This window comes from Neotamlana nanhaiensis (assembly GCF_000943555.1).
Lineage (GTDB): Bacteria > Bacteroidota > Bacteroidia > Flavobacteriales > Flavobacteriaceae > Neotamlana > Neotamlana nanhaiensis.
Window position 1 is genome coordinate 174,883 of the sequence record NZ_JTDV01000013.1, and the last position, 11,841, is coordinate 186,723.

General features: G+C 34.8%; 10 protein-coding genes. 1 reads left to right on the forward strand and 9 read right to left on the reverse strand.

Features of this window, described 5'->3' with window-relative positions:
* Positions 1-105: 105 nt before the first annotated feature.
* The 9 genes from asnS to rplM form a co-directional block, all read right to left on the reverse strand.
* Entirely contained in the window at positions 106-1,539 is a 1,434-nt protein-coding gene (gene asnS / locus PK35_RS13665; protein WP_044627114.1) for an asparagine--tRNA ligase, read from the reverse strand.
* A 55-nt stretch (positions 1,540-1,594) separates the two neighbouring features.
* Entirely contained in the window at positions 1,595-3,982 is a 2,388-nt protein-coding gene (locus PK35_RS13670; protein WP_044627115.1) for an efflux RND transporter permease subunit, read from the reverse strand.
* Between the two features lie 47 nt (positions 3,983-4,029).
* Positions 4,030-5,301 (reverse strand): DUF5686 family protein, encoded by a 1,272-nt coding sequence (locus PK35_RS13675; protein ID WP_044627116.1) that lies wholly within the window; start codon positions 5,299-5,301, stop codon positions 4,030-4,032.
* A 125-nt stretch (positions 5,302-5,426) separates the two neighbouring features.
* The gene (gene frr, locus PK35_RS13680) at positions 5,427-5,984 is read right to left on the reverse strand and encodes a ribosome recycling factor (RefSeq protein WP_044627117.1); all 558 of its coding nucleotides are present in this window, start codon (positions 5,982-5,984) and stop codon (positions 5,427-5,429) included.
* Between the two features lie 53 nt (positions 5,985-6,037).
* Positions 6,038-6,745, reverse strand: a complete 708-nt coding sequence (pyrH, locus tag PK35_RS13685) for a UMP kinase (protein WP_044627118.1) — start codon at positions 6,743-6,745, stop codon at positions 6,038-6,040.
* A gap of 129 nt (positions 6,746-6,874) precedes the next feature.
* Complete coding sequence (gene tsf, locus PK35_RS13690) at positions 6,875-7,846, reverse strand: translation elongation factor Ts (protein ID WP_044627119.1); 972 nt, start codon at positions 7,844-7,846, stop codon at positions 6,875-6,877.
* A 90-nt stretch (positions 7,847-7,936) separates the two neighbouring features.
* Positions 7,937-8,707: a 30S ribosomal protein S2 gene (rpsB, locus tag PK35_RS13695; RefSeq protein WP_044627120.1), complete on the reverse strand. Its 771-nt coding sequence runs from the start codon at positions 8,705-8,707 to the stop codon at positions 7,937-7,939.
* A gap of 227 nt (positions 8,708-8,934) precedes the next feature.
* Positions 8,935-9,321, reverse strand: coding sequence for a 30S ribosomal protein S9 (gene rpsI, locus PK35_RS13700; protein ID WP_044627121.1), 387 nt, complete (start codon positions 9,319-9,321; stop codon positions 8,935-8,937).
* Complete coding sequence (gene rplM / locus PK35_RS13705) at positions 9,321-9,776, reverse strand: 50S ribosomal protein L13 (protein WP_044627122.1); 456 nt, start codon at positions 9,774-9,776, stop codon at positions 9,321-9,323. The genes rpsI and rplM overlap by 1 nt, the downstream gene beginning before the upstream one ends.
* Positions 9,777-10,159: 383 nt before the next feature.
* On the opposite strand from rplM, the gene PK35_RS13710 reads away from it, so the two are divergent.
* Positions 10,160-11,791: an ABC-F family ATP-binding cassette domain-containing protein gene (locus tag PK35_RS13710; protein ID WP_044627123.1), complete on the forward strand. Its 1,632-nt coding sequence runs from the start codon at positions 10,160-10,162 to the stop codon at positions 11,789-11,791.
* Positions 11,792-11,841: the final 50 nt, after the last annotated feature.

Here is an 11,841-nt window from a genome sequence, read left to right on the forward strand (position 1 = left end):
AGGTATTTGCTTTATAAATAGATTAAAAAGCCGATGTATTAATGTCGCGCTTCTTTAATCAAATATATAAAAAAGCATTAAGCTTAACAAAGTAATGTGTGCGACTTAAAACTCCGCATTTTGAGGTGTTCGTGGAAACGGAATAACATCACGAATATTGCTCATGCCTGTAGCAAACATAACTAAACGCTCAAACCCTAAACCAAAGCCAGAATGCACGGCGGTACCAAATTTACGTAAATCGAGATACCACCAAAGGTCTTCTTCAGGAATATCAATGGCTGCCATTTTTTCTTTTAAAACGTCTAAACGTTCTTCGCGTTGTGCACCACCTACAATTTCGCCAATGCCTGGGAATAAAATATCCATTGCACGAACCGTTTTACCATCGTCGTTAAGGCGCATGTAAAAGGCTTTAATATTTGCAGGATAATCAAATAAAATTACAGGGCATTTAAAGTGTTTTTCAACTAAAAAACGTTCGTGTTCGCTTTGTAAATCGGCACCCCATTCATCAATAATATATTTGAATTTTTTCTTTTTGTTGGGTTTCGAGTTGCGTAAAATATCAATAGCTTCGGTATAACTTACGCGTTTAAAGTTGTTTTCGGTAACAAAGTTTAGTTTTTCAATTAACCCCATTGGGCTACGTTCGGCTTGAGGTTTCTTTTTGTCTTCGTCGGCCAAACGCTTATCTAAAAATTCTAAATCTTCTTTGTTGTTTTCAAGCACGTAATTTATAACCGATTTCATAAAGTCTTCAGCTAAATCCATATTTCCAGCTAAATCCATAAAAGCAACTTCGGGTTCAATCATCCAAAATTCGGCTAAATGACGCGATGTATTCGAATTTTCGGCTCTAAAAGTAGGGCCGAAAGTATAAACTTTACCTAACGACATGGCGTAAGTTTCGGCTTCTAATTGCCCAGAAACAGTAAGGTTGGTTTCTTTGCCAAAAAAATCTTGCGCGTAATCTACTTTGCCATCGTCGGTTTTTGGGGTGTTAGCAACATCTAAGTTGGTTACTTGAAACATTTCTCCAGCACCTTCGGCATCGCTACCCGTAATAATTGGTGCGTGCATGTAGTAAAATCCGTTTTCATTAAAATATTTATGAATGGCGAACGATAGGGCAGAGCGCAAGCGCATTACGGCGCTAAATGTGTTGGTTCGGGTGCGTAAATGTGCGTTTTCACGTAAAAACTCAAAAGAGTGTTTTTTAGGCTGAATTGGGTAGGTTTCTGGGTCGGAATCTCCTAAAACATCAAGTTCTTTTACCTGAATTTCTACGGTTTGTCCTTTGCCTTGACTTTCTACTAAATCGCCTTTTACATAAATGGCTGCACCTGTTGTAATACGTTTTAATAAAGCTTCATCAAAATTTTCGAAATCTACTACACATTGTATATTATTAATGGTCGATCCATCATTTAAAGCTATAAAACGATTGGCACGAAAGGTGCGTACCCATCCTTTTACTTCTACTTCTTGTAATAAAATGTCTTGGTTTAGTAAATCTGAAACTGTTTTTGATTGCATATAGTTAAATTTATAATGTAAAGATAAAAAAAAGCCTGATTTTATAACCAAGTAATTATTCTTCTTCGTCTTCTTTTGGAATAATATTTATTGATGGCTCTCGCAACACCTCTTTGTTCGCAATATTTCGCTCTAACGATAGTAGAAGGGACGGTAATAACAGTAAGTTAGACAACATAGCGAAAAGTAGGGTTGTAGACACCAACGCGCCTAAGGCTACGGTGCCACCAAAGTTAGAAATGGTAAATACCGAAAACCCAAAAAATAACACAATTGACGTGTAAAACATACTCACACCGGTTTCACGCAAGGCACCATAAACAGACACTTTTATTTTCCAGTGGTTGGCTTGTAGTTCTTGACGGTATTTTGCTAAAAAATGGATAGTATCATCAACCGAAATACCAAAAGCAATACTAAACACAAGTATAGTTGAAGGTTTTATAGGAACACCCAAATAGCCCATTAAACCTGCTGTTACAAGCAAAGGCAACAAGTTTGGAATTAACGAAACTATTATCATTCTGCCCGAGCGAAACATATACGCCATAAAAAGTGCAATAAGCACAATGGCTAAAGAGAGTGAAATAGCTAAGTTTTTAACCAAGTATTTTGTGCCTTTTTGAAACACTAAAGCTTTACCTGTCATGGTTACGTTGTAACGCTCTTTTGGGAAAACTTTGTTTACTTTAGTTTGAATATCTTCTTCTATGCGCTCCATTTTATCGGTGCCAATATCTTTCATAAAGGTTGTAATACGCGCGTATTGCCCTGTGCTATCCACAAAATTCTGTAATAAATTTACATTAGATGTTGAGTTTTTAGCGTACGATAAAATAAAACTATTTTCTTGTGAGGTTGGCAATTGATAAAATTTAGGATTACCATTGTAATAAGCCTGTTTACTATACTTTACCAAACTTACCACTGATATGGGTTTGGAGAGCTCTGGAATTTCAATAATTAAATCTTCAAGCTCGTTCATACGTTTTAAGGTAGACAATTTCATAACGCCTTTTTTACGTTTTGTGTCTATTACAAACTCTAAAGGCATAATGCCGTTAAATTCTTTTTCGAAAAAACGGATATCGTTAACAAATTCGGAGTTTTGTGGCATGTCTTCAATTAAACTTCCCGAAATGCGAATTTGGTAAATGCCAATCATGCTTACTATTAGCAGTACCACCGCTGTAAAGTAAATAGTGATGCGACGTTGTTTAACCATGCGCTCCATCCAATTTACAAAACCACCAATCCAACGTTTATTTAAATGCTCTAAATGACGTTCTTTTGGGTAAGGTAAAAAGGTGTAAATTATTGGAATAATGAGTAAACAAAGAATAAAAATAGCCAGAATACTAAGCGAAGCAACAATACCAAACTCTTTTAAAAGTTTACTTTCGGTTAAAATGAAGGTAGCAAAACCCGAAGCCGTTGTAACGTTGGTCATTAAAGTGGCATTTCCAATTTTAGTAATAACACGTTGTAACGATTTTACTTTATTACCGTGTAATTTTACTTCGTGCTGATATTTATTAATTAAGAAAATACAGTTTGGAATACCAATTACAATAATTAATGGGGGAATTAATGCCGTTAAGACTGTGATTTCGTAATTAAGCGCTCCAATTATTCCGAGCGTCCACATAACTCCAATAGAAACGACGATTAGAGAAATAAATGTAGCCCTAAACGACCTGAAAAATAAAAAGAATATTAAGGAGGTTACTAACAAAGCAGCACCAACAAATTTGCCAATTTCATCTACAATATTTTGGGCGTTTAGCGAGCGCACATAGGGCATTCCAGAAACGCGAACATCTAGGTTGTTGGTGGTTTCAAAGGCTTCGATTTTTGTAACCAGCTCGTTAAGTACAAAGTTTTTTCTAGCCGATGTATTTACAATATCCTTTTTTAAATAAATGGCGGTTCTAACTGTTTTGGTCTTGCTATTAAATAAAAAGTTATCGTAAAACGGATATTTTTTAAAAAGCTCTTCTTGTAAAGTTTCAATCTGATTTAATGAAGCAATAGAATCTTTTATAAAAGGCTGTAGGTTAAATTTTTGGTTTTCAGAATCTTTTATAAGCTTCTGCAGGTCTTTTATAGAAACAACGGTTTCAACTTCGTTATAACTTTTAAAACTATCGGCAAGTTTATTCCAGGCGTTAATTTTTTCAACAGTAAAAAGTGTACTGTCTTTTACACCTAAAATTATAAGGTTTCCTTCTTCGCCAAATATCTTTAAAAAATTGTTATAGGTAACATTTACCTCATGATCGTCAGGTAATAAATTCGCTTCGGTATTACTAAAACGCATGTTTTCCCACTTTGTACTAAACAAAAATGTAACAATAACGATGCTTACAAGAATTACAATTTTATTACGTAAAATTAATCTTGCAATAACGTCCCAAAAATCCGTGGTAAAAAGTTTTAACATGCCAAAAATATAAGCTGCGCAAAGGTAGAAAAAAGCGACAGATTACCTCATAACGAGACGTTAAATGTGAATTTTAAGGCTACATTATCGCTAATATCTGGTAAGTGGTAAGCACCATAGCGGTAAGTAAAACTTAAACCAAAACCAAAAAGCAGTTTGTTAAGTTCGAAACCAGACTCGGTATAGCCTTTATTTAAGGTGCTAAAACTAATGTTTTCGTGTTGTTCTGGATGCTGCATATTACCAATAGCATAGCGAGAAATTAGTACTACTTGTGGTTTAAATCGCTGACTAATTTTAAAGGGTTTTAAAAAATATTTATATTGAAGTGTAGCAAATTTATCAGAAAAAAATTCGTTAAAATACATAGTTTCAAAACTTGTTAACCCAGCAACCGAAAAGCGTTGCATAATGGTTTGTTTAGTAATGTTGTTTGGGTAAGCATGATACAAATGAGTTAAAGGAGCGTTGCCATTTGCAATACCAGACACTAAAGTAATTTCGGAGAAAGATTGATTGGCGCTACCTAGCCTAAAAATACTTTTAAAATCGATTTTTGAAAAGTTGAAATCACTACTTAAAACATCTTTAAAACTTTTAGTATACTGCAAAGTAAATTGTGGGAAACCTGGTTTTATAGTTGATTTATCTTCGGAAAGCTGTACGGTTTTATTAAACGGATTCCAATTTAAAGCTAATTTAGCATAACTAATATCGAAGTTTGTAAATTGGTTTCCATTTAAGTTGAAGTTATACGCGTATGTGGGTTCTATTTTACTTGTGGCAAATTCTGATTCAAAAATAAGGGTATTATGTAATTCGTGCTCTATCGAGATTTTTTTAGTAATGTGCTTATGAAATAAATCGATGTTTAATAAGCGAGGCTCGAAAAATTGAAAAAACCGTCCGTCGGTAATAAATTTAGTACTTCCGGTTTCTTGTAAATCATCTGTATAGGCTAAATTAATCCAAGTATTTGTGTTTTCTGAAACTCGAAAACCACCACCAATACTGTATTTAAAGCGATGGTCGCGAAAACCATAAACCAAGTAACTGTTAATGCGGTAACGTTCGGAAAAGTTGTTGTTGGTTACAAAGCCTAGTCCTGTTCGAATACCTTCATACTGGTTAAATTTAATAAGATAGCGTAAATCTAAATCTAGAAATCGAGTAGGGAAGTAGCCTTGGCCCAAATGCTGCATAAACTCTTTTCGTTTTATAGAGTCTTGCTGAATTTTTGTACTGCTTTCAGTGTCATATTGAGCTTGAGAGAAGTAAAAACAAAAAATACAAACTAATAAAATGCAGCGTTTAAACATTTGGTTTTATGAAACAAAAAAGCTGTTTTAAAAAGTGGCTTTGCATAAGCGAGAAAACAAACTATACGAAGCACCCGTATTGTAGTTTACGGGTTAAGCCTTTTAAAACAGCTTTTTTAGAGTTTTTATACGGTCATAATTTCCTTTTCTTTTATAGCGAAAAGGTCGTCAACCTTTTTAACGAAATTATCTGTCATTTGTTGCACGTCAATTTCGGCGTTACTTTTAACATCATCCGATACGTCGTCGGTTTTTTTAATTTCGTTATTGGCATCTTTTCTAGCCGATCGAATACTAACTTTAGCATCTTCGGCTTCAGCTTTAGCCTGTTTAGCTAAATCTTTACGACGCTCCTCAGTTAAAGGTGGTACGTTAATAATAATGGTTTCACCATTGTTCATTGGGTTAAAACCAAGGTTGGCATACATAATGCCTCGCTCAATTTCTTGAAGCATACTTTTTTCCCAAGGCTGCACCGTTATGGTTCTACCATCGGGAGTATTTACGTTTGCTACTTGGCTAAGTGGTGTTTGCGAACCGTAATAGTCTACCAATACACTACCTAACATTGCAGGAGAAGCTTTTCCTGCTCTAATATTTACAAATTGTTTTTCTAAGTGCTTAATGGAGTTATCCATAGCCTCTTTAGTACTATCTAATATAAATTTAATGTCCTCGTTCATAGCTTTTCTTTTATAGAATTATAAAATACGCTTTTTCAAAAATTAAGCCAAATTTATAGGTTTACTTCGGTACCTACTTTTTCACCCGATACTACTTTTAGTAAATTTCCTTTTTTGTTCATATCGAAAACAATAATAGGAAGTTTGTTTTCTTGACTTAAGGTAAAAGCTGTAGTGTCCATTACTTTTAGACCTTTGCGAAGTACATCGTCAAACGTTATGTTGTTGAATTTTACAGCTTTCGAATCTTTTTCAGGGTCGGCATTGTAAATACCATCTACGCGCGTACCTTTTAAAATAACATCGGCTTCAATTTCGATGGCACGAAGTACAGCAGCCGAGTCTGTGGTGAAATAAGGATTTCCAGTACCACCACCAAAAATAACAACACGACCTTTTTCAAGATGGCGCATGGCGCGACGTCGAATAAACGGTTCGGCAACTTCGTTAATTTTTATAGCCGATTGTAGACGAGTTGGAATATCGGCATCTTCTAAGGCACTTTGTAATGCTAAACCATTAATTACAGTGGCCAGCATACCCATGTGATCGCCTTGTACACGATCCATACCATTACTAGCACCAGCAAGACCTCTAAAAATGTTGCCACCACCAATTACTATGGCTACTTCAACACCTTTATCGGTTATGGTTTTAATATCTTGAGCATATTCGGCTAAGCGTTCTGGATCAATACCGTATTGGCGATTGCCCATTAGGGCTTCACCAGAAAGTTTTAAAAGGATTCTTTTATATTTCATTTGTGCATTCTGAAGGTTGAGCAAAACTACATAAAATTTTTATTTTTTGTACAAAAAAACCACTACCTAAAAAATAAGTAGTGGTTTATGTATGGTTTTAATTTCTAGAATTCTAGAAACCAGAATTTATTAACCTACAGAAGCACGTTTAAAACCTGCAATAGCAACTTCACCATAAGATGAAACGTATTCTGCTACAGTTTTCTTCTCGTCTTTAATGAATTTTTGGTCTAATAAACATTGCTCTTGATCTAAAGTCGTGTTATCAGAAACAAAACGATCCATTTTACCTGGTAAAATTCTATCCCAGATTTGCTCTGGTTTACCTTCAGCTTTTAATTCAGCTTTTGCATCTTCTTCAGCTTGAGCTAAAACTTCAGGCGTTAATTGAGCCATAGAGATGTATTTAGGAACATTTTTTAAAGTTTTCCCTAAACGTGCTAACTCTTCATTATCTTTTTCAATTACAGCAATTCTAGCTTCAGTTTCGCTAGCGATGTATGCCGGATCAAAATCTTTGTAAGATAAAGTAGTTGCTCCCATTGAAGCTACTTGCATAGCAACGTCTTTTACTAAAACGTCTGCGTTATCAACACTTGCAGTTAAACCAACTAAAGCAGCAATTTTGTTAATGTGAACATAAGAACCAACATAAGCAGCTTCTAATTTTTCAAAAGAAGTGATGTCTAATTTCTCACCAATTACACCAGTTTGCTCAACTAATTTTTCAGCAACAGTCATACCACCAAAATCGGCCGCTAAAAAGTCTTCTTTAGAGTTGAAGTTTAATGCGATATCGGCTAATTGGTTAGCTAATGCTAAGAAATTTTCGTTTTTACCAACAAAGTCAGTTTCACAACCTAAAACAATAGCAACACCAGCAGTTTGTGCTTCGTTAACCTTAGCAACAGCAGCACCTTCAGAAGAATCTCTGTCGGCTCTTTTTTCTGCTACTTTTTGTCCTTTTTTACGTAACACTTCGATAGCTTTATCGAAATCTCCTTCGGCTTCAACTAAAGCTTTTTTGCAGTCCATCATTCCTGCGCCAGTTGCTTGTCTTAATTTATTTACTTCAGCAGCTGTAACTTTTACTGTACTCATAGTAATTTATAATTTAAAAAAGTCGTTCAATTTATTTCACAAAGAAAAGAACTAAACGACTTATTTATGTTTTGTTAATGTTATTTTATTTTATTCTTCTTCTTCGTTAGCTGCAACAGCTTTTTTAGCTTTAGGTTTTGCATCACCTTTTGCAGCTGCAGAAGCTTCTTTCTCAGCTTTACGCTCAGCTAAACCTCCAGCGATTGCAGAAGAAACGTAAGTTAAAATCTTATCGATAGATTTAGAAGCATCATCGTTTGCAGGGATAACATAATCTACTTGACGTGGATCTGAGTTTGTATCAACCATTGCAAAGATTGGAATGTTTAATTTTTGTGCTTCTTTAATCGCGATGTGCTCACGTTTAATATCTACAACAAAAAGCGCACCTGGTAAACGTGTCATGTCGCTAATAGAACCTAAGTTTTTTTCTAACTTAGCTCTTAAACGATCTACTTGTAAACGTTCTTTTTTAGATAACGTGTTGAAAGTACCGTCTTTCTTCATTCTATCGATAGAAGCCATTTTTTTAACAGCTTTTCTAATAGTAACGAAGTTAGTTAACATACCACCTGGCCAACGCTCAGTAATGTAAGGCATGTTAATGTCGCCAGCTTTTTCAGCAACTACATCTTTAGCTTGCTTTTTAGTTGCAACGAATAAAATTTTACGTCCAGAAGCTGCAATTTTAGCAAGAGCTGCTCCGGCTTCATCAATTTTAGCCGCTGTTTTGTAAAGGTTTATAATATGGATGCCGTTACGCTCCATATATACGTAAGGTGCCATGTTTGGGTCCCACTTACGTGTAAGGTGTCCAAAATGTACACCTGCTTCAAGTAATTCTTTTACTTCTACTGCCATGTTTGTAATAGTTTACGTTCTGTTGATTAGCAATGTTCCAATGTTATTGGCTTCATTTAGATGCTAAACTAAACCTGCTTTTTAAGCTAGGTACAACAATAACTGTTTTTTAATTTAATCTTAAGTTTTGAAGATAAGTCTCCAAAACTTAAGAATTTATGTGTTTTAATGTTTTGAAAATGTTGGAGTATCTGGTAAACAGGTACTGTAACAAGTTCAGGGTAAAATTAACGTTTAGAGAATTGGAATTTCTTACGCGCTTTCTTCTGACCGAATTTCTTGCGCTCAACCATTCTTGGGTCTCTAGTTAATAATCCTTCTGGCTTAAGAGTTAATCTGTTCTCAGCATCAACTTCGCACATTGCACGAGAAATTGCTAAACGAACAGCTTCTGCTTGTCCAGTAATACCACCTCCATATACATTTACTGTAATATCAAAGTTGCCATCATTGTTAGTCAAAACTAAAGGTTGCTTTACTTTGTACTGTAATGGAGCCGTAGTAAAGTAATTAGTTAAGTCTTTTTTGTTAATCGTTATGTTTCCGCTACCAGCAGCAACATATACACGAGCAACAGCCGTCTTTCTACGGCCGATTTTGTGAATTACTTCCATTAATTAAATTCGTTTAAGTTTATTGTTTTTGGTTTTTGAGCGTCGTGTTTGTGCTCTGTACCAACAACAACAGTTAGATTACGGAATAAATCTGCACCTAATTTGTTTTTAGGTAACATTCCTTTTACTGATTTTTCAACAACGCGAGTTGGGTTTTTACCATACAACTCAGTCGCTGTTAAACTTCTTTGACCTCCTGGGTATCCAGTGTGACGAATGTACGTTTTATCGTTCCATTTGTTACCAGATAACGTGATTTTGTCTGCATTGATAATAATTACATTATCTCCGCAATCAACATGAGGTGTGAAGTTTGGCTTGTGTTTACCTCTTAATAGCTTTGCTACTTTAGAAGCTAAACGACCAAGCGGCTGTCCTTCAGCATCAACTAAAACCCACTCTTTATTTACAGTAGCTTTGTTTGCTGAAATCGTTTTGTAGCTTAATGTATCCACACTAATTGATTTTTAATTATTAAACATTCCTCTCTTAAAAAGAGTTTGCAAATGTACGATAAACAATTGGATTAGCAAATTCTAATTAAATGTTTTTTTAGTTGAAAATCAGGGCTTTTAATCTAAAGAAATATGATCATTATATATACGTGTGCTGTAATTTGGATTTTATGGCATTCATTCCTTAAAAAAATGACTACAAATTCATGTAATTGCGAGTTGAGATATTTTGTTATCTGGTTTGTAAACGTGTCAGTATTACTATGATCATATTATTAATAGTGATGTAATTGAATGTCATGTTTCAAAAGTATTATTCCTCAAAAAAAATCTAACATTTATCTGTTGGCTTTTAGTAGTTTTGCGCCATTAAATTTGAAGTTATGATTTCTGTAGATAATTTAGTTGTAGAATTTAGTGGTCACACCTTATTCAGTGATGTGTCTTTTACTATAAATGAAAATGATAAAATAGCCCTCATGGGTAAAAATGGTGCTGGAAAATCTACAATGATGAAAATTATTGCAGGAGTACAAAACCCAACTAAAGGTCATGTTAGAGCTCCAAAGGATGCTGTAATTGCTTATTTGCCACAGCATTTATTAACCGAAGATGATACCTCAGTTTTAGAAGAAGCCTCAAAAGCATTTAGTCATGTTTTTGAAATGCGTGATGAAATGGATGCGTTAAACAAGCAGCTTGAAACACGAACCGATTACGAATCTGATGAGTATATGAAAATCATTGAGCGCGTATCAGATTTAGGTGAAAAATATTATGCTTTAGAAGAGGTAAATTATACTGCCGAAGTTGAAAAAGCTTTGAAAGGTTTAGGTTTTAAACCTGAAGATTTTAATAAACCAACAAGCGAGTTTTCTGGTGGATGGCGTATGCGAATTGAATTGGCGAAAATTTTACTTCAAAAACCTGATTTAATTCTACTTGATGAGCCAACCAACCATATAGATATTGAATCGGTAATTTGGTTGGAAGATTTTCTAGTAAATAAAGCTAAAGCAGTAGTGGTTATTTCGCACGATAGAGCGTTTGTAGATAACATTACAAACCGTACTATAGAAGTGACGATGGGCCGTATTTACGATTATAAAGCAAATTATACCCATTATTTGCAGCTTCGGGAAGACAGGAGAGCGCATCAAATAAAAGCATATCAAGAACAACAGAAATTTATAGCGGACAATCAAGCGTTTATCGACCGTTTTAAAGGCACCTATTCCAAAACCAACCAGGTAGCATCTCGAGAGCGTATGCTAGAAAAGCTTGAAATTATTGAAATTGATGAAATCGATACATCAGCATTAAAACTGCGTTTTCCAAAAACACAGCGTTCGGGCGATTATCCGGTAACGGTAAAAGATGTCTCTAAATCGTACGATGACCATGTGGTGTTTAAAAATGCAAATATGTCTATTGCACGTGGCGAAAAAGTATGTTTTGTAGGTAGAAATGGTGAAGGAAAATCAACTATGATAAAAGCCATAATGGGACAAATTGATGTGGAAGGCACTTGCTCATTAGGTCATAATGTACAAGTGGGTTATTTTGCGCAAAATCAAGCCGCTCTTTTAGATGAAGACTTAACTATTTTTCAAACGGTTGATGAAGTTGCGAAAGGCGATATTCGTACACAAATAAAAAATATTTTAGGTCGTTTTATGTTTAAAGGCGACGATATCGACAAAAAAGTTGGTGTGCTTTCTGGTGGTGAAAAAACCAGATTAGCCATGGTAAAGTTACTATTAGAACCTGTAAACCTATTGATTCTAGATGAGCCAACTAATCATCTCGATTTAAAATCGAAAGACGTTCTAAAAGATGCTTTAAAAGAATTTGACGGTACCTTAATTTTAGTATCTCACGACCGCGATTTTCTTCAAGGCTTATCAAAAAAAGTGTTCGAATTTAAAAATCAACGGGTTATTGAACATTTTGAAACTATTGATGATTTTCTAGAGCGTAACCGTATAGAAAACATTAAAGCCCTCGATTTATAATTTTTCACTAAAATATACTTCTATTGTGTTGCATTTGTGTGGTTTAACAG

Excerpts from the sequence above, each read along its gene's own strand:
- PK35_RS13670 (WP_044627115.1), bottom strand. The coding sequence starts at position 3,982 with ATGTTAAAACTTTTTACCACGGATTTTTGGGACGTTATTGCAAGATTA.
- pyrH (WP_044627118.1), bottom strand. The coding sequence starts at position 6,745 with ATGAAATATAAAAGAATCCTTTTAAAACTTTCTGGTGAAGCCCTAATG.
- asnS (WP_044627114.1), bottom strand. The coding sequence starts at position 1,539 with ATGCAATCAAAAACAGTTTCAGATTTACTAAACCAAGACATTTTATTA.
- tsf (WP_044627119.1), bottom strand. The coding sequence starts at position 7,846 with ATGAGTACAGTAAAAGTTACAGCTGCTGAAGTAAATAAATTAAGACAA.
- rpsB (WP_044627120.1), bottom strand. The coding sequence starts at position 8,707 with ATGGCAGTAGAAGTAAAAGAATTACTTGAAGCAGGTGTACATTTTGGA.
- PK35_RS13710 (WP_044627123.1), top strand. The coding sequence starts at position 10,160 with ATGATTTCTGTAGATAATTTAGTTGTAGAATTTAGTGGTCACACCTTA.
- PK35_RS13675 (WP_044627116.1), bottom strand. The coding sequence starts at position 5,301 with ATGTTTAAACGCTGCATTTTATTAGTTTGTATTTTTTGTTTTTACTTC.
- frr (WP_044627117.1), bottom strand. The coding sequence starts at position 5,984 with ATGAACGAGGACATTAAATTTATATTAGATAGTACTAAAGAGGCTATG.
- rpsI (WP_044627121.1), bottom strand. The coding sequence starts at position 9,321 with ATGGAAGTAATTCACAAAATCGGCCGTAGAAAGACGGCTGTTGCTCGT.